The organism is Dyella sp. AD56 (assembly GCF_002878475.1).
Classification (GTDB): Bacteria; Pseudomonadota; Gammaproteobacteria; order Xanthomonadales; family Rhodanobacteraceae; genus Dyella.
Map to the genome: position 1 here is coordinate 1 of NZ_NRDP01000028.1, position 18698 is coordinate 18698.

General features: G+C 61.8%; 16 protein-coding genes. 3 read left to right on the forward strand and 13 right to left on the reverse strand.

Features of this window, described 5'->3' with window-relative positions; translation table 11 throughout:
* Nucleotides 1-993: 993 nt before the first annotated feature.
* The 9 genes from DyAD56_RS18460 to DyAD56_RS18500 form a co-directional block, all read right to left on the reverse strand.
* Nucleotides 994-2529 (reverse strand): oligosaccharide flippase family protein, encoded by a 1536-nt coding sequence (locus tag DyAD56_RS18460; protein ID WP_158241385.1) that lies wholly within the window; start codon nucleotides 2527-2529, stop codon nucleotides 994-996.
* Nucleotides 2530-2581: 52 nt separating this feature from the next.
* Nucleotides 2582-4387 carry a hypothetical protein gene (locus DyAD56_RS18465; protein ID WP_233202624.1) on the reverse strand — a complete coding sequence of 602 codons (1806 nt, stop codon included), beginning with the start codon at nucleotides 4385-4387 and terminating at the stop codon, nucleotides 2582-2584.
* Nucleotides 4336-5340, reverse strand: coding sequence for a UDP-glucose 4-epimerase GalE (galE, locus tag DyAD56_RS18470; protein ID WP_102304317.1), 1005 nt, complete (start codon nucleotides 5338-5340; stop codon nucleotides 4336-4338). The genes DyAD56_RS18465 and galE overlap by 52 nt, the downstream gene beginning before the upstream one ends.
* 2 nt (nucleotides 5341-5342) lie before the next feature.
* Nucleotides 5343-6164, reverse strand: coding sequence for an alpha/beta hydrolase (locus tag DyAD56_RS18475; RefSeq protein ID WP_102304318.1), 822 nt, complete (start codon nucleotides 6162-6164; stop codon nucleotides 5343-5345).
* Entirely contained in the window at nucleotides 6164-6940 is a 777-nt protein-coding gene (locus DyAD56_RS18480; RefSeq protein ID WP_102304319.1) for an alpha/beta hydrolase, read from the reverse strand. Before DyAD56_RS18480 ends, DyAD56_RS18475 begins: the two co-directional genes overlap by 1 nt.
* Entirely contained in the window at nucleotides 6937-8280 is a 1344-nt protein-coding gene (locus DyAD56_RS18485; RefSeq protein ID WP_233202625.1) for an outer membrane beta-barrel protein, read from the reverse strand. The genes DyAD56_RS18480 and DyAD56_RS18485 overlap by 4 nt, the downstream gene beginning before the upstream one ends.
* A gap of 72 nt (nucleotides 8281-8352) precedes the next feature.
* On the reverse strand, nucleotides 8353-9132 hold the full coding sequence (locus DyAD56_RS18490; protein WP_233202626.1) for a polysaccharide biosynthesis protein: 780 nt from the start codon (nucleotides 9130-9132) through the stop codon (nucleotides 8353-8355).
* A gap of 2 nt (nucleotides 9133-9134) precedes the next feature.
* The gene (locus tag DyAD56_RS18495; protein WP_233202628.1) at nucleotides 9135-10679 is read right to left on the reverse strand and encodes an XrtA system polysaccharide chain length determinant; all 1545 of its coding nucleotides are present in this window, start codon (nucleotides 10677-10679) and stop codon (nucleotides 9135-9137) included.
* A 32-nt stretch (nucleotides 10680-10711) separates the two neighbouring features.
* Nucleotides 10712-11335, reverse strand: a complete 624-nt coding sequence (locus tag DyAD56_RS18500; protein WP_199179037.1) for an XrtA/PEP-CTERM system exopolysaccharide export protein — start codon at nucleotides 11333-11335, stop codon at nucleotides 10712-10714.
* 352 nt (nucleotides 11336-11687) lie between these two features.
* On the opposite strand from DyAD56_RS18500, the gene DyAD56_RS18505 reads away from it, so the two are divergent.
* Together DyAD56_RS18505 and DyAD56_RS18510 are read left to right on the forward strand one after the other, a co-directional pair.
* The gene (locus DyAD56_RS18505) at nucleotides 11688-12488 is read left to right on the forward strand and encodes a glucose 1-dehydrogenase (RefSeq protein ID WP_102304323.1); all 801 of its coding nucleotides are present in this window, start codon (nucleotides 11688-11690) and stop codon (nucleotides 12486-12488) included.
* A gap of 308 nt (nucleotides 12489-12796) precedes the next feature.
* A complete protein-coding gene (locus tag DyAD56_RS18510; protein WP_102304324.1) occupies nucleotides 12797-14083 on the forward strand; it encodes a DUF5077 domain-containing protein in 1287 nt (428 codons plus the stop codon).
* A 194-nt stretch (nucleotides 14084-14277) separates the two neighbouring features.
* Here the strand turns inward: DyAD56_RS18510 and DyAD56_RS18515 are convergent, their stop codons facing one another.
* Both DyAD56_RS18515 and DyAD56_RS18520 read right to left on the reverse strand, forming a co-directional pair.
* Complete coding sequence (locus DyAD56_RS18515) at nucleotides 14278-15480, reverse strand: NAD(P)/FAD-dependent oxidoreductase (protein ID WP_158241387.1); 1203 nt, start codon at nucleotides 15478-15480, stop codon at nucleotides 14278-14280.
* Nucleotides 15470-15823 (reverse strand): hypothetical protein, encoded by a 354-nt coding sequence (locus DyAD56_RS18520; protein ID WP_146010564.1) that lies wholly within the window; start codon nucleotides 15821-15823, stop codon nucleotides 15470-15472. The genes DyAD56_RS18515 and DyAD56_RS18520 overlap by 11 nt, the downstream gene beginning before the upstream one ends.
* Nucleotides 15824-16029: 206 nt before the next feature.
* Here DyAD56_RS18520 and DyAD56_RS18525 point away from each other — a divergent pair, with 206 nt between their 5' ends.
* Complete coding sequence (locus tag DyAD56_RS18525) at nucleotides 16030-16842, forward strand: helix-turn-helix transcriptional regulator (RefSeq protein WP_102304327.1); 813 nt, start codon at nucleotides 16030-16032, stop codon at nucleotides 16840-16842.
* A 103-nt stretch (nucleotides 16843-16945) separates the two neighbouring features.
* Here the strand turns inward: DyAD56_RS18525 and DyAD56_RS18530 are convergent, their stop codons facing one another.
* Nucleotides 16946-17461: a TlpA disulfide reductase family protein gene (locus tag DyAD56_RS18530; RefSeq protein ID WP_102304328.1), complete on the reverse strand. Its 516-nt coding sequence runs from the start codon at nucleotides 17459-17461 to the stop codon at nucleotides 16946-16948.
* Nucleotides 17462-17556: 95 nt separating this feature from the next.
* The gene (locus DyAD56_RS18535) at nucleotides 17557-18657 is read right to left on the reverse strand and encodes a transporter (protein WP_199179038.1); all 1101 of its coding nucleotides are present in this window, start codon (nucleotides 18655-18657) and stop codon (nucleotides 17557-17559) included.
* Nucleotides 18658-18698: the final 41 nt, after the last annotated feature.

Below are 18698 nucleotides of genomic sequence, written 5' to 3' on the forward strand. Positions count from 1 at the left end.
GAAACGGCACCCCGACTTGGCGCTGGCCGGTGAAGCCGGCCAGTTCGTGAGGGGCGGCCGGGCTTTTCGACAGGGCATCCTGCCCTGGCGAAAAGGGATCGGCATCCATGCCGATCCCCCTGCGGGCCTTCTCGTCCACCCCTCACCGCCGCACAGGGGGCCCGAAGATCACAAGCGAAAGCGGACGGCTCGTGCAGCGATGCTGCACATCGCATCGCGGCAGGTCGCGTTACCCGCGCTCTAGAGCACAAAGCCAAAGAAGACGGACGCCGCCGTTACGTGGGGATAGGCTCGAACGGATGAGGAACGTTGTCGCTTGGCAACCTTCGCCTATACGACGCGAAGCTAGTCCCGTGGGACACAGCGAGTAGTTCGGAGCGCTTCGCAACGCGCCATGGCGGAGAGGACTTAAAGCAGGCTTCGATACGCTTCCCGATCGCTGAGGCTAGGGCAAAGAGGACGCTACGCTTTCCGACCAGGGTGGAGAGTTCGCCACGGGACGACATCGTCTTTCTTTTCTGCCTTGGCTTTGTGCCCTAGAGCACGAGCACCGCGACCTGCTGCGATGCGATGTGCAGCAACGCTGCACGAGCCGTCCGTTTTGCGCTTTTGATCTTCCGGGCCCCGTATGAGGCGGCGGGCGGGTGGAGAAAAGGCCCCGCAGGGGTGGCTGGCATGGATGCCAGCCACTTTTCGCCGGGGCAGGAGCCCCGTCGAAAAGCCCGGAACCCGACCGCGTACCTGGAGGGCGAAGCCCGCAAGGCGACTCATCCGGGGTGCCCTTTCTTTGGGTTACTTTTCTTTGGGCAAGCAAAGAAAAGTAACTCGGCCTTCGGCAGAAGGTCGAAACGCCCGCTGCGCAAGCGGCCAGGTCGCTGCAGCGCGACAACCAAGCGATAACGCCTGGGCGATGGCAAAGATGAAACGCCGACGCGAGCACCCGCCCCTCACCCCAACCCTCTCCCCAAAAGGGAGAGGGAGCAAAACCCGAACCTAAGGCGCCACCCTCTCCACCGGCCCCTGCAACACCCCAATCACCCGCTTCGCCACCCTACCCACCGGCCCCAACTTATCCGTAATCATCCCCATCAACCGATAGTCCGCATCACTCCAATACCGCACCAGGAAACTTGCCGGCAAGAACACCGCGGAAAACACGACAGCCCCCGCCAGAAACGCAAAATGCCCCGGCGTCACATTCGCCACGAGCCATCCCGCACCAGTCGCCACCAATCCCACGGCGAACAGCCTCGCCATCACCGCCATTGGCAAGCCGGCGCTCGCCACACGGCGGATGTAGAACGTGCAGATCACCAGTTCTGCCAATCGCGTGCCGGCGTAGCAGAGCACCGCGCCAAGCAGGCCAAAGTGCGGAATCAGGCTGAAGCCGAGCACGACGTTGATGACCAACGCGGAGCCGGAGATGCGCAAGCGATCCCACTGACGATCAGTCACCACCTGGAACGCGGCGATGCTGTTGGTGATCAGCAGCAGGCCGGCGAGTACCAAGGTCACCTCGATGGCGGGAATGGCGTCTACGTACTTGTTGCCATACATCAGCGTCACCAGCCCTGGCGTGGTAACAAAGCCAAGCCCTGCAATCATCAAGCCGGTGGCCCAATAGAATCGGGTGGCCTCAGCCAGCACGCGTGTCGCCTGGCCCTGGCCGTTCTGCCCGAAGGCACGCGCCATGTATGGCAGCAATGTTGTCGTCAGGCCCACGGAGAACAACTCCACGGCGCCGCGCGTCAACGTACCGGCGATGGCGAAGAAGCCTACCGCTGTGGAATTGGCATAGGTGGTGAGCAGGAATACTTCGACCGTGTTGCTCTTGAGTGCAAGCAGCAGGATCAGCACGGCGGTAAGCCGCAGGTGCCGGGTCAGTCGCTTCGACAGATCCGCAGGCACATCGCCCGGACCGAATGGCAGGCAGTAGCGCCGATAGGCAATGCGGTTGATCACGTTCAACGTAAGGCATGAGATGGTGAAGATACCCACGAAAGCCAGCAGGCCCGCATGGAACACCGTGGCCAAAACGACGAGCGTCAGCATGATCACGCCGGATATCACGGTGGCGATCGACACCGGCTCGAATCGCTCCTGCCCTTTCGAAATGGCCACCCACAGGCTGTAATTGGCCTTTGCCACGACACCGATGGCCACCAGCACCGCGATCGGCAGGATGGAGCCTGTCCACTCCTGCGGACGAATGATGCCCACGCCCACGAAAAACAGGCCAATCACCGCGGCACAACTCCATGCCTGGTTACGTGCGAGTCGGTAGGAGATATGCGAGGCCACACTGGGAGTGTCCGCGCCGTACGCTTCGGCAATGAACTTGGTCGACGAGGTGGTCAGCGCGTGATTGCTAAACGTCATCAGCCAGCCGCACAGCCACACGGTGAAGGCGTAACGGCCGAAATCCGCCGGGCCCAGCGCGCGGGCGATCCACACGCTGATGAACAAACCCAGCGCGTACTCCACATACGTGGACGCCGATACCAGCGCCACGCTGCGGAGTGCTGCCATCCGACGATTCATCTGCACCTGCCCCTGTTCATGCCTGCTCCCTGAAGGTGCCCTAAGGCGCCGTATGTGTCGCGACGGGCGCCGTTGCGCCGCTGCCGGGCGGCTGCTGCAGGAACCACATCGCCACGCCTGCGCCACGGTTGTTCCAGTTGAAGCGGCGCAACGTCTCGCCGATCTGCGCGCACTCGGTGTTGTAGGACGTGGACACCGCATCGATGCGCTTCTTGTAGGCGGCGCTCTGCGCAGGGTCACGCTCGAAGTAGTAGGCGGCCGCCATCGGCATCACCAGTTCGACGTTGTGCGCATCGCTGTACCAACCGTCCGAGTCCTCGATGTCGGCCAACTTCTTGTGGTTGGCCTGCGAGGACGCCCAGTACCAGGCGATCTGCCCGTTGGAACCGGAGCATGGGTTGCGCCAGTCGTGCCCCTGCACGATCGTGCTTACGTCGATCCAGCCGTAGCGCTCCATGTAACGGCCGAATGCGGTGATCATTTCAGGGATGCGCTTGTCGCCGGTCACGAGCCAGGTATGCCATAGGCCGTCAATGATGTTCTCGCTCATCCACGGCGAGGTACCGCGCACGTCGCGATCCGGGTTCCAGGAGTCGTCCTCGTGCAGGTTCCAACTGTTGCGCCACGAGCCGTCGTCACCGAGCTTGTCCGGGTTGTTGCGCTGATGGTCGTATAGCCAGTTCACGCGTTCGCGCGCCAGCTCCAGATAATGCGTCGTACCGGTCAGTTCATAGGCATTGATGGTGGCCAGCAGGCCAAGGCCCGCAAGACGCTCGGTAAAGCGCTCCCCCGGCTCGGTGTACGGCCCGGCTTCGCCGCTCCAGCCGTTGTGCCGCCACAGGATGACCATCTTGTCGACCAGTTCCGCATCGTGCTCGCTGTCGTCACCGGTCAGGGCCAGTGCAAGCAAGATGGGCTCTACGTACACGTACTTCACGTCGCACGGCTCTTTGCCGTACGTCCAGCCACCGCCGCAGAACGGACTGAACGGCATGCCGTCCCGTTTGATGTACTTCATGTAGAAGTGATAGCTCTCGTCCGCGGCTTGCAGGTAGTCGAGCCGCCCCGTGCGGATATAGGCCTTGAACAAGGTGCTCGGCCGATCGAACAGCCACGCGGTGTGATCGTCGGCAGGCAGCTTGCGTGCCCACTCAAATTGCGTGGATACATAGTTGGCGTAGGCCTCGCCCTTGGGCGCCGGTACCTGTGGCCCGGCGATCAGCGATGCGCAAAGCCATGCCGGCTCCAGCGTCGCCAGGGCGGCGGCCACGCGCACGCCGTTGGCATCCGGCACCAGCTCCTGCACGTAAGGCCAACCGGGTATGTCCTTGGTCCGCGGCTTGCCCATCGCGAAGTAATAGGTACCCTCGCCTTTCACCAGTTGCGCCTGGAACTGGGCGCGCACCGCACGGATGCTGCGATCGCGGGCGTACCACAGAAGAGTGGCCGTGACATGCGAGGGAATCTCGTTGCCCGACGCGTCGAGAATGCGTATCTGCTGGACATCGCGGAGCACGGATGGCGGAAACGGAATGCCCACCGACACACGCACATCCGTGGCATCGCCGACGTTTTTATGGACAACGATGCGCTGCTCGGCCGTGCTGTCCTGGGGTGCCTGCGGCCCGGCAGGTTCCTGACTCTTGGCCGGCGAATCCGCCGATGTGTGATGCGAATGCGACGCCGACCACGTCGCGAGCGGCGAGCACGCAAACACCAACCCCAGCACCAACGTCACGACTAACCGGCCCGCTTTGCGAAGGGGCCACCCGACCACGGGTACGACCGGCATCATCACGCCACCGACGACAGTGGGGCGTGCTGACTCACCATCTTGCGCTCCCACGTCAACGCCGTGCGCACGATGAAATCCAGGTCGTCGTACTGCGGATGCCAGTCAAGCACCTGCTTCAGCCGGTCGCTGCAGGCGATGAGCATGGCGAGATCACCGTCCCTCCGAGGAAACTCGACGATATTCAGCGGATGCCCGCCAACGCGCGCCACCGCATCGAGCACCTCGCGCACGCTATAGCCGTGGCCGTAGCCGCAGTTGAGCTTGAGCGACGCGCCGCCGGCGCGTAGATGATCCAGCGCACGCAAGTGGGCGGAAGCTAGATCTTCTACATGAATGTAGTCGCGTATACCGGTGCCGTCTGGGGTGTTGTAGTCGGTGCCGTAGATGGCCATGAACTCACGCTTGCCCACGGCATGTTCGCAGGCGGCCTTGATCAGCAGCGTGGCGGACGGCGCGGAATGGCCGATGCGCCCCTTGGGGTCGCAACCAGCGACATTAAAGTAGCGCAGGATGACGTGGCGCATCTGGCCGGTTGCGCAGTAATCGCACAACATCATCTCTGACATGAGTTTGGACATGCCGTAGGGGTTGGCCGGATGTGTCGGCGTGTCTTCGTCCGCCACACCCTCGTCGGTTAACCCGTAGACCGCCGCCGTTGATGAGAAGATGAATTTATCTACGCCGGACGCCGCACACGCCGCCAACAGATTGCGCGTGTTGCAGGTGTTGTTGCCGTAATACTTGAGCGGGTTGCTCACGGACTCTGGCACCACCGTGTGTGCCGCGAAATGTAGCACCGCGTCGATGCGATGTGCCTTGATCACCGACTCGACGAGTTCTGTATCGCCAACGTTGCCTACGACCAACTCGGCAGCACCAACGGCTTCTTGGAACCCCGTGCTCAGGTTGTCGATGACCACCACATGCTCGCCGCGCGCTGCCAATTGCTGGACGACGTGGCTCCCGATGTAGCCGGCTCCCCCGGTGACAAGTGTCTTGTGCATGCTCACGTTCCTGCTCGCGTGATGGGAAAGTGGCGCCCCATCCATTGCACGACGTGATCGATCAGTCGCTGGCGGTCGCCGCTGAGAACGTAGGTGTGGTCCGTTTCCTTGAAGAAGCTGACATCAACGCCGGGATGGTCGGCCAGCCGGCCAAAGCACTCGCGGAACTGGCGGATGTGGTTGAAATACCGCGTCACCCCGCCGCTGTAGACGAAGTCGAGCTTGAGTCCGCGCTGAAGCATGTCGGTGAGCTGAGCGCGTACCAGCTTGGGTGGCAGCGGCTCAACCACGAAAGCTGGCTCGGCCGGGCGCGGCGATGCCTCCACATGCCGACGCAGCAACCGATTGCGCCACGTTGAGAGACTCAGCAGGCGCGGCAGGTAGTGGCGCACGCGCTGGCCGAAAGTACGGTGCCCGTAGCCATCAAGAAAGAAGGCACCCGCCACGCGCGGATCAGCATGTGCCGCCGAGTGTGCGTTCTGCGCGCCCGAACAAAGGCCGAATAGAACAAAGCGCGTGCAGCCGGACTGCTGCTTGAGCACCTCCATCGCATCACGCACATCGGCCACTACCTGCTCGGGGCGCGACAGCCGCTGCCCACTGGCGCCACTGTCGCCGATGGTGGACATGTCGAAGCGCAGCGTCGGATACCCCAGCGCATTGAGCCGCCGCGACAGGTCGACGTGCAGCCGGAACGGGCCCACGCGATACACCATCCCGGCGTTGAGGAAGATCACGCCGACGCCATGATCGATTACGGCAGGAAGCCCCACCACCCCGACCAGATGCCGAGCGACGCCGAAACGGAAGGCCTGCTCGTGCATCACGCCATCTCCTTCAGGTGCCGCTTCACCGCATCGAGCAAGGGATGCGAGAGGATCGCCAGCTCCAGGCAATCGACCTCGTCCCAGCGCGGCGCAACGTCTACGCTGACTCGCTTTCTGGCGTAGCGTTCGTCCGGTTGCGAGGCCTCGTCGATCACCGCCGACGAGAGCCACACCGACGCCATGCCCGGATCGAGCAAACGCAACGCCTGCAATTGGTCGCGCAGGCCATCGCCCCGTTCAAAGCCAGGCCATTGGCTGCCGACATCCAGTTCGGGGCGCGCATATTCGAAGCGGTTCAGATCGACCTTGAGCGCCTCCTGCATGCGATCGTACTGGCGCACGAGCGCCGCACCATCGGTAATGGCATCCCATGTCACCACGCCAGCCAGCCGCGCCGCCTGCGCGGTGGCCAGCGCTGCGTTGGCGCCCAGCCGCGCACCGAAGGCCAATACCCGGCCACCGCCGTGGCGCGTGCGCAACTCGGCAGCCGCGGTAACAACATCGGCCAGGCAGCGCGTCCATTCGAACTCACGGCTATCACCCGCCGAATCGCCCGTGCCGAAATAGTCGAAGCGGAGCACGGGCAAGCCGCTCTCCGCCAGCCCATGGGCCAGTTGTCGATACAAGCGGTGACAACGAATCTGTTCCACGCCAAACGGCGGACACAGCAACACGGCGGTGCCCGTGACCGGCGCAGCAGGATGATAGAAGCCGAACAGCTCGCGCCCCGGCCCGAAGTAAAACGGCAGTTCGGCTTCGATACGCGCTTTCATCGGCGATACACCACGCCCACCATGATCTCGTTCTCGTGGTAGCTCTGCAGGGCAGCGGTGCTGGCGCGCAATTGCCGGGTATAGCTCACCCGCCAGCTCCAGTGCTGCGTAAACTCGTCGCTGAGCGCCACGCCGAAGCGGGTGGTCTTGTCCGTGCGGGTAAGCGCCGTGTAGTCGATGTGCTGGTAGTCGCCAAAGCCCGTCAGCGTCAGGTTGGGCCGCAACTTATAGTCAACAGCAATGTCGACGCTCTTTTCCTTCTGGTTGAAGGTCGGCGTGTTGAGGTACTCGAGTTTGCGGTACACCGGGGCCACGGTGATCGACAGGCGGTCGCCACGGTAGCTGTAAGTGCCCTGCAGGCTCTTGTCCAGGTACACCGTCGAATCGATGACCACGGTGCCGGTATTGAGGCCGCGGTTCGGATCGTTGATCAGGTCCAGCGGGTTGCTGGACACATTGGTCATGGCATCCACGATCGTCTGGCCCGGCTGCAGCAACATGTCCTGGGCGGCGTCCGAGAACTCGTAGATGCCGGTCAGGGTGAAACTGTTCTGCGTGCTCGGGCGCCAGCCCACCGTGAAGCGGGTCATTGGCTTGGATGCGCTTGGTGCGCTGTTGAAGTCGACATAGTTCCAACCCACCAGGGCATCCACGTCGAAATACTTCAGCGTGTGCACGTAGTGGCCGTAGATCTCGTCACGCGTGTAGTTGGGGCCAGCGGTCGCGGTCTTCAGGTCGACGCGTTGCGATTCGAGGTTCAGCGACACCTGCGTGGTCGGGCTCACGTCGCGAATCACGCGGAATGCACCCAGCCCACGCGAGGAATCGAAGTCGTCCACCTTGGAGGCGTAACTGTTGACGTACTTCAGCTCCACCTGTCCACGCGTGGCGGCGTTGAAGTCGAAGTGCAACACCGGGCCCAGCGACAGCACGTTGGTCTGCTGTCGGTTATTGGGCGCGTTGCTAGCGAGCGTGTCCACCGGTTGCACGCCGGCGTCGTCTTCTACGGTGAAATCCAGCCGTTGCGGAATCGCCGACCAGTTCACCTGCGCGCTGAGCGTACCCAGCGCCTGGCTATCGAACTGGCTGCTGCTGTAATCGAGGTATTCCGCCGTGCCGATCACATTCGCCTGAATGGTCGAGCCGATCTGTCGATAGGCGAAGTTGATGCCCGGGGTGAAGACATTGCTGCTCACCGGGTTATTGGTGGACAGGGCGATATTGTCGCTGTGCTCCACACTGGTGAACAGCGAATAGGCGAAGTCCCCAGCCCACGAACAGCCGGGCACCACGACCAGCGCGAGCATGGTGGCGCGGGCAAGCCTGTTGTATGCCGGCATATCCATTCCTCTGACCCTTCCCCCTCGGGATGCCGTTCCTTCCCGGGACGGCATCTCCTCCTCCCTATCCATCTAGGGCGCCTGGTTAAACACCACTCCTGCGAGCTTGCTTGGTTCGAAATGACTCAGTGCCTGACTGATCGCCCCCGGCGTGTCGCGTCCATAGCCAGCCACCACCACCACGAAGTCGGCGAGGTCGGCGAGGATGCGCGCGTCGGGAGCTCCCTTGATGGCCGGGCCATCGAGGAAGAGATAACGATCGGCGTAACGCGAGCGCAGCGAGTCGATCACTGCGCGCATGCGATGCGACGTGAAGTATTCGCTGCTGCTTTCGCGCGGCTTGCCTGCCGGGATCAAGCGCAGGTGCGGCACGCCGGTGTGATAGATGATCGACTCGATGCCGATCGCCGGGTGGTCCATCAGATCGCTCAGGCCACCGTGCGCGGGCTCCACGCCCATTACCTTGTGCTGGTTCGGGTAGCGCACGTTGCAGTCGACCAGCAGGCTGGTCTTGGCTTCATCAAACGCGAAGGCCGCGGCCAGATTACGCGCCACGAAACTGCTTCCCGAGTGCGGGCTGACTGCCACCACCAGCGTCACGAAATTCTGGTGGCCGCCCATGGCGAGCAAGCGCGTGCGGATTTCACGGAACGCATCGGATTGCTGACGCACCGACTCTTCGCGATGAATCATCCGCCGCTGTTCGAGCTGGATCGGCGCCAGTGCGCCGCCCTCCTCGTGCATGCGTGCAATCGACTGGCTGGACGATTTACGTATCTCCAGACTATGGGCGGCCGCTTCCAGCACTTCGCTGATGCGATCGGACATGTTGTCGTCTTCTAGATTTTTCATGGTCATCCCTTCAGCCGGATCCACACGGCAATGAGATAGACGGCGATCACGCCGGCCACGATCAAGGCCACCGTCATATTGCGCATGCGGTCGCGGCGGCGATCGCCCGGCGTGGGATAGAACGGAATGGTGGCCAGCACCGGCGCGCCGATGGCCTGTTCGAGCTGCCACACCGAGCGCACGCGCGGGTCAAACCAGACCAACGCGAGCAGCAGGCCCAGCGGCAGCAGTACGGACAGCCCCATGCCGGCCATGCCGAAGTGCATGAAGCGCAGGCCAGATGGCGTCAGTGGCAACACGGCAGGGTTCTGCACGAGGAAGGTCAGGCCGCGCTGCTCGGCATCCAGGTTCATCGACACGCGTGCGTTTTCACGGCGCTTGAGCAGATCCTGGTAGACATCGCGATTGACGTTGTAATCGCGCGTTAGCTCGGCCGTAACGTTTTCCGAACTGGCTATGCGCGCAGCGCGGTCTAGTTCCGACTGCAGCATCGACTCGCTCGCACCCATGCGTGCCCCGGCGGCGGCGCTGGCGGCGCGCGCAGAGGCCAGTTGTGTCTTGATCTCTTGATAGGCGGGGTTGAAGCTTACGTTGTTGTCCAGGGCCGTCGCCGTACCGGAGGCCTTCGCCGCTTGCGCGCGTTGGTCTTCGCTAGCGAGCTGCTTCTTCAGATCTTCGATCTGATGCCGCACACGCACCACATCCGGGTACGAGTCCGTATAGGTCAACTGCAATCGGTTGAGCTGCGCCTGCAACTCGCCGATCTGCGCCTGCAGTACACCACCGGTGGTCTGCACCGTGCTGACTTCGGATTCGCCGTTCAGTTGCGAGGCCAGCGAACCCTCCTGCGAACGGCGCTCCATCATGTCCATGCGCGCCGTTTCGATCTGCGTGCGCAACTGGCTGATGCGTGCTGCCGTGTCGGCTTCATTACCGGGCCGCGCGTCGGCGTTGGCATCGCGATACGCTTTCAGCTTGTCTTCCGCGTCAGTGAGCTTGGCGCGGTAGGCCTCGACCTGGCTATTGATGAACTCGTACGCCTCACGGCTCTCGCGCTGCTTCGATGCCAGGCTTTCGCTGATGAACAACTGGGCGAACGAACGCGCCACTTCATAGGTGCGCCGAGCATTGTTGTCGCTGTAGGTGATGGTGATCAGGTTGTCGTGCGTGATGTCTACCTGCGTACGCGACTTGATGCCCTCGGCGATGCGGTCCTGCTCCACCGGCGTCGGGTTGGTAGCCATCCAGCCACCGGCATCCAGGATCTTCGCCATCACCTTGCGGCTGAAAATCACGTCGCGCGCCATGCTGGCGCGGTTCTTGTTGGCCGTGGGCGCCGCAGCGCCTTCCATCAACGGCGTGATGATGCTGCTTTCCTGCGCAAGGATCGTCGTCGACGCGACGTACTTGCGCGGCCACAACATGCCGGCCGTCAAAGCAGCCAATGCGATCACAGCAAACGCGATACCCAGTGCGAGTCGGCGACGACGCGCCTCGTTGACCAACGCTGGTACCAGGCTTGCCATCGGCCTGAGTTCTCCGCTCATGGCGATGCCCTCCCCTTAACCTTCTGGCGGTCTCAGAACGACCGCATCGGCACAGTGACTACGTCCCCCGGTTGCACCGGGTAATTGGTGTCCAGATCACCCTTCTGCAGTACCTTGTCTAAGCGCACGGCATAGGGCGTGGTTACGCCATCCTTGCCTTCGCGAAACAGCTCCGTACGATCAGGCGCCGCGAATTCCGTGGTACCACCCGCTGCCAGCACGGCATCCAATACCGTCATGCCCTGGCGATAAGGAAGCGATACCGGTTGGCGCACAGCACCTGTCACGCGCACGCGGGACAGGTATTCGTGGCTACGCAGCGCGGTGAGGATCACGGCCACCTGCGGATCACGAACATACGAGCCCAACTTTTCCTTGATCGCGGCGGCGACTTCTTCCGGCGTCTTGCCGCCGGCCATCACGTCGCCAATCAAGGGCACAGTGATCTTGCCGTCCGGTCGCACCGGCACGCTCACGCTCAGATCCTGGTTCTGCCAGACCGTCACCTGCAGCTGGTCGTCGACCCCGATCAGGTACGTGGACACCGCCTGGGCGCCCGGATCGATCTTCGGCGCCTCGGTCGAGCCGCCGCCTGTCGCGCAGGCAGAAAGCAACGCGGTAACGCAAACGGCGAACAACAGAGGAAGTACTTTCATGGCGGGCCCCTGTACACAAAAAGTGTGAACTGCGTCACTTGCGAGTATATCCACGCCCCTTCAAAACTTGACAAAACCATTGGTTCTATGTCTTGCCGCACATGGATTCGGCGAAAAGAACGCAAGCCGTGAAATCACCTCCGGCACTCAAAGGCTTGTCGATGCCCGCGTGGCAACAGGAACGAAAACCCTTGCGGAAAATCCGTGGCGAGCCCGCATTGAGATTTAGGCCGTTTGGCCGATGGCTCGCCAGCACAGTGCGGGCGCATCGGTGACGCTCGCCCATGGGATCGCCACGCCTTAGCCTATGCGGGCTATGCGCCCGCACCGCCTTACACCGGGAACACCCACCATGATCAGTACACCCTCCATCGCCCCGCTCGACGCTGCGCCGCTCGCGGGCAAGACCGTCCTTGTCACGGGCGGTGCGCAAGGCATCGGTCGCGGCATCGCGCAGGCCGTGCTCGGCGCGGGTGGCAACGTCTTCATCGGTGACCTGGATGTCGAAGCCGGCAAGGCTTGCATCGACGAATGGAACGTCGGCAAGCGTGCGGCCTTCGCCGTGCTTGATGTGTCACACGAAACCAGTGTTCGCCGGTGGATGGCGGCCGCACGCAAACGCTTCGGCCGTATCGACGGACTGGTGAACAACGCAGGTATCGCCAACCCGCACACCGGCCCGCTTGATGAGCTGTCGCTCGATCACTGGAATCGCTACCTGGCCACCAACCTCACCGGCCCCTTTCTCTGCAGCAAGCACGCGCTGGCCGACCTGAAACAACACAAAGGTGCGGTGATCAACATCGCCTCCACGCGTGCACTGCAATCGGAAGCAGATTCGGAAGCCTATGCCGCAACCAAGGGTGGCCTGCTCGCTTTCACGCATGCACTCGCGATAAGCGCAGGCCCTGACGTCCGGGTTAACGCCATTCTTCCCGGATGGATCGCCACCGACGCGTGGCGCAAACCTGCCGAGCGTCAGGCACCCGCACTCAGCCATCGCGACCACGCGCAGCATCCCGCAGGCCGCGTCGGCATTCCTGAGGACATCGGTGCACTGGCCGTGTTCCTGCTGTCGGCACAGTCGTCCTTCATCACCGGCCAGCACTTCGTCGTCGATGGCGGCATGACCATCAAGATGCAGTACGTGTAAGCCGGCCGCCCAAGTCATACACATCGCCCGCAACCTGCGGGCAACGGGCTTGAGAGATCGAGCCCGAGACCGGGGCGCACCGCCCTGCCTTACGGAACCCGCGCGCCTGCCATTGAGGGCGGATTGCAAGCTAGGCACTTGCAATCGTATTTCATTTAATTATTAATTCTGTCGAATACTTTCGATTGGTTATCCTGAGCCGTCCAACGAAAGGGCGACCGAGGGTAGCCCAGGCTTCCATCCGCCCATGCCTTGCCACTTCCGGGCGGTCTATCGCTGCACCACCATCTCAACCGAGAGGAGCAGTTATGCGCTACCTGGCTTTAGGCTTGGGGATAAGCATGGGCATGTGCCTGTTTGCCAGCACGGCAACCGCGCAGGACGCCGCGCCCACCGTACCGCTGGGCGGCAACGCCTACGTCACCCACCCGTCGCCTGCAGGCGACGAGACGATTACCGACACCGGCCTGCACAACTGGGATTCGCCCAAGGCCGTCGTCAGCGTGTACTTCGACGTACAACAGGCGGGCGAGTTGAACCTTGCCCTGGTGGGCGCACTCAACGGCGGCAGCCATAGCGCGATCAAGGTCTCGATTGGCGACCAGGCACGCGTGGTCAAACTGTCATCCGTCGCGCCACCCGTCGTTCCGGTGGGTAATTTCACCATCCGCAAACCGGGGTACGTCAAGGTCGATCTGCAGGGCATCTCCAGCGACGGGGGCTATTTCGGCGACATCTCAGGCTTGCAGATTTCAGGCAGCGCCACCGCGGCAGGCACGGTATTCGCCAACGACCCCAGCAACTTTTACTGGTCACGTCGCGGCCCCTCCGTGCACCTGGGCTACAACGTGCCCGCCAACACGGAGTACTTCTACAGCGAAGTCACCGTGCCCGATGGCCAGGACCCCATCGGCTCCTACTACATGGCTGACGGCTTCAACGTGGGTTACTTCGGCATGCAGACCGTCTCCGCCACTGAGCGCTGGGTGCTGTTCTCGGTGTGGGATCCGACGCAAGGCAGCACGACGTTGGTCAAGCAGGGCCCGCACGTCATCGTCGACAACTTCGGCGGCGAAGGTACGGGCGGCCAAAGCCATCTGGTTTATCCCTGGGTGGCCGGCGAAACGTATCGCTTCATCACCCGCGCCCAACCCGACGGCAACGGCAATACGCTGTTCTCCGCGTGGTTCAGCCGCGCACCGCACGATCGCCACGCCGATGCGCGCAAGGATGGCTGCGACTGGAAGTTCATCGCCACCTGGAAGTATCCAGGCACATCGACCTACTTGAAAGGCATGTACTCGTTCCTGGAATCGTTCGACCCTGACCACGGCTACATTGGGCGCTCCGCGCACTACGGCAATCAATGGGCGGTGGGTGCGGATGGTCAATGGACGGAAATCACTTCCGCCTATTACGACGTCGACCCGACCGGACTCAACCGCCAGCGACTCGACTTTGCCGGCGGCGTTATCGGCAACCAGTTCTACCTGCGTAACGATGGCTTCTTCAGCAACTCCGTGCCATCAGGCCAGACCTTTACGCGCACGCCGGTGAACCACAAGCCAGATGTGGATGTGAACGCACTGCCCTAATCTCCAAAGCCCAGACGCATCGCGTCGCCGGGGTGGGCTTGCCACGCCGGCGACGCCGCGACTCTCCACCCGCGTGAATAGAGTCAGCGGTGGGCACTGCAACGATCGCTCCTGTCGGGCTGCTTTCAATCCGAGGCGGACGTCCGTGGATCCACCGCTACCACGTCAATACACCCGTCAACATCCTTCTTCTTTCAAGCATCGCCACTGACATCAAACAAGGCGCGAGCGCTCGACTCAGAAGCAGCCAGGGCACTTGTACCGTAAGAGCGCATGGCCGCCTCGTATCGGCCAATCCCCGACAGAACAGACACCCCTCCTGCGCACGAGTCAGCCAGGCACTCCGCGAGCACGTTGGCATCCCGCAATGCCGTGTTGGCACCCAAACCACCGGCCGGGCTCATCGCGTGGATAGCGTCGCCCAGCAAAGTAACCCGACCTGCCTCCCATAACGGCAGCGACGCCGCGCTGTGTACCGATGCAATGGCCATGCTTCCCTCGTCACTGCATTCAAACACCGCACGCAGCGGATAAGCCCATGGCCCCGCTGCTCTGCCAACCAAGGCCTTGATATCCTCTCGCCCCAACGAAAGCGACGCGCCGTCGGCAAGCCCAAAGGCCGCCCGCGTGCCAATGATGGCCCAGTAAAAATAGTCATCGACGCGAGTGAGCTTCACGCCACCTTCCGGTGATTCGAACGCCGATGGATCAAACGACATGGCGTCCATGATCACCGACACGCCGTCCGCAAAGACGATGGATGTCTTGCCGCGTAGCGCTTCCGCCCCGCTCGTAGCCCTCATCTGCTCCGGACAAGCCTTTCCGTAGATGCATAAAGACCCCGTATCAATCGGGTCATGTCCAGGCAGTCGCTGGCCTCGCACTGCGGAATGAATGCCGTCCGAACCGACCAGTACGTCGGCGTCGCTGGTACTGCCGTCGGTAAAGTGCAAGGTCACGCTGTCGCGCCCTTCCTCATAGTGGGAAAAGGCCCTGCCGAACTGGACGTGCGGCTCGATACCGTGCATCAGTACTTCGCGCATCGTTTGCCGATGGGCGCATCGATCCGCATCGTCGGCGTCCGATGGCGTCTTTCGCCAGGCGCTCGCCCATCGACCCGAAACATCCTTCAACTGGGCATCCAACAGGTTGACGCCCACCGCAGGAAGCGCGCAGGTGCGCTGGAACAACGAGTAGGATGCGCTGGGAAGGCAAGCCGCCAGCGCGTTCTGTCCCGTGTAATCAATGCGAATACGGTAGCCCTGCGTTCGGCTATTGGCGGCTTGATCGCGTTCGAACACATCGAATGGTATGCCGCGCTTCTTCAGGCCTTGCGCAAGGCAAAGGCCCCCCGGGCCGACCCCCACAATGGCGACACGGAGAGCATCAGCGCGCATCGCCTGCGACCTCCTGCACGTCAAACGCACCGAGCAAGCGATTAGCGAGCTCGACCGCTTCATCATCGCTTTCCACCACGTACGTCGGGGTACCAAAGGCTTTGGTTGCCATCGCGGACATAGCCTTCATGGCCTGGCGCTTGAGTGGATCGGCTTCGATGCCGATCATGGCGAGGCAATAGCGACCCAATTCCTCCTTGTGACGCTTCAGCCAGAGCCCCCGCCCCTTCCTGTCTTCATGAGCTTCGCCGCCTTCGCTGGAGCCATGCAGCATCACGAAGGGACGAGAAAGCGAAAGCAGTGCATCCATCTCCTTCGCCCATTGCGCGGCATAACCGGGCATCGCTGCGCCATCTTTCATCCTCACCAGCGGGAAAGACGTCAGGTCGTGAATGGAGAACGATTCCGTGGGGTTCATTGGGAAGACCTATCAAATGGCAAGAACGAGGGCACGCGTAGTTCGCTGTAAATCCGCGACAGGAACCCATGGTGGGCCAGTCAGCAAAAACCAGATAACGTTATATGGACAGAAAATAATGAAATCTGGCCATGACAAAAAAACGCCTTGTCGAAGCACTCATCGATCACAGCGAGCGAACGGACGGCCCTGACCTGATCGCTACTCGTGGCGACGCGGCAACGGTTGGCGACTTCCGGCTTGGTACACGCGAGGTGGATTGGCACCACCATCACCGCGGCCAGGTGTTTTGCGTCGAGAGTGGCCTGATGCACGTGCGCACCACCCATGGATCCTGGCTGCTACCACCGCAACGAGCGGGCTGGATACCACCAGGCGAGCCTCACAAAGTGAGCATCAGCGGCGTAACGGGGGGCTGGAGCTTGTTCATAGCGCCACGAGCCTGTCGTCCCCTGCCCCGCCAGCCGTGTGTCATTGGCCTCAACGAACTCATGCTTGCGCTGGTGCGCAGAGCAGTCGTGTGGTCCGATCAGGACGTGCTGGCAACGGCGCAAAAACGCATGATGGCCGTGTTGCTTGAGGAGATCCGCAACGCGCCACACGAACCACTGCACCTACCCATGCCCAGCGATCGCCGCCTGCTTCGTATTGCACAGGCCATACTCAAGCATCCGCACGATGCGCGAACCATCGAGCAGTGGGCACACTGGGCGGGCCTGTCCGTTCGTTCCCTGAGCCGCCTCTTTCTGACTGAAACGGCACTCAGCTTCGCGCAATGGCGCCAGCAGGCACGCTTGACCCTCGCGTTGGAAATGCTCGCGAACGATGTTCCTGTGGCAGAGATTGCCGATGCACTAGGCTATGCCACACCAAGCAATTTCATTGCGATGTTTCGTCGAAGTTTCGGGGATACGCCAAGCCGGTACTTTGCCAGACGGGGATAAGACGGCCCTTGCGGAAAGGCGCCGTCTCTCGACCCTAAACAGGCACTTTCATCGCAAGCAGTGGGCTACTGCTGCACATCAGGTGCACTATCTCAGCTATGTATCAATGGGACGGCTTCTCCAACAGTGGGGTTACCACCTGCTCGAGCCGATCGCGATTGAGTTCGGGTTGCTTGTCTTTCCATCCGTCATGGACGAGAAGGCCATTCCGATCAATGATGAAACTTACCGGAAGGCGCCATATACGGCCGTACCCCGGCACGTGCGGATCACCGAGAAGACCCGTTGGGAAACTCAACGTGGATGCGATCCTCTTCACTTGCACTAACGTGTCCGGCGTATCAAGGCTGAAAGCCAGTACGGCAAGATGGTCGCCTGCATGCTCCTGTGCGTAGCGAGATAGCAGGGGCAATTCATCGCGGCAGGGTTCGCACCACGTTGCCCAAAAGGTGACGATGACCGTTTTTCCACGGAGCTCATCGAGCGAGATGTGTCGCCCATCCAGCGTATCGAGCGCAATGGTTGGCGCCGGCTGCCCTTCGCGAAGGTCACTGGCACATGCCACGGATGCACTGATCAACAGCAGGAATGTCGTGATGGATGAGCACAGGTGTTTCATTCGAGCGTGTCGCGTTGCAAACATTGAAGGTTCGTTCCTCGGGTTGCTAAAGCATGGTCGCGTTGACGACCATGCTCTCTTGTGCGCAAGCAAGGTCACAGTTTCATGCTGAGACCGACCGTACCCGTCCAGTGCGGGAACAATTGATACCCCTGCAGATGGCTGTATACCGGTACCTGTACGAACGCGTAGAACTGGATGCTCCTGGTCAGGCTCGCGCTGATGCCGGGGCTGACGTACGCCACCGTGCCGGCCGTGTCCGGCCGGTCAGCGAATGCACCTTGATCGGCGCTGCGGCGAATGACGTTGACCTGCAGTTGCGGCACCCAGTTTGCGTGCGCTTCGTATCTCAGGCCTAAGCTGGCAGAGGCAAGGTTGCCCGGCCGGAAGTCGGCGCCCGGCTGATCCATCCGCTCGCTCACAGCGGCCTGAAACTGTCCATTCACGAACATATCGAAGTTTTGGCTGATGGGCTGATAGTAGTAGCCGCCGATAATGAGATCTGTGCTTCCCGTGCCGGCCTGCAGACTGCTATCCAGCGACTGCCCGAGGCCAGGACCGGAGCGAAACGTTGTCGGATGACCAACCAGATCTCCATCGTCCGTCTCACCGCCGTAATGACCAGTAGGAAGCTTGATGCCGAACTGGATGCCCAGATTGTGCATGGGCAGAAAACCCTGGTAACTGCCGATGAGTTTTACGTCGCCAAGGCCGGCGACATGGGCGTTGCTGACCTGGTCGGGCGCTGTTTCGCTTGATGTATAGGGCGCAAGTTGCGTGCCGTAGGTGTCGTGATCGCGAACAACGTAAGGCACCACAAACGTGAGGCCCCAATCCGCATTGAAGCGGTAGGTCGCGCCGACGTTGATGTAGCGATTAATCGTCTGCTTCTCGATCTCTCCCCCACCCAATGTTGGATCGGATGGCTGATTGACCACTTGCTGCGGCGAAGCTTTGCTGCTGCCGTGGCGAAGCTGATCCTGGTCGATGAACGTGTAATCGACATTCAACCGCCAACCGCTAGCCGTTGAATAGCCAGTGGCAGCGTCAGTGCTGAGTGTGCATCCGCACGTCGCGCAAGCAAGAGCCGCCTGCGGGAACCCGGCGGCGAGGCATAAAAAGACACTGCTCGTGCCCACCAAGCGCAGAGATGAGCGGCGTGGCGCGAAAGCGAATGAGAACAGGGTGACGCGCATGGTGCGTGTTCCAATAACGTACCGCGAACGCAGGGTGGCTC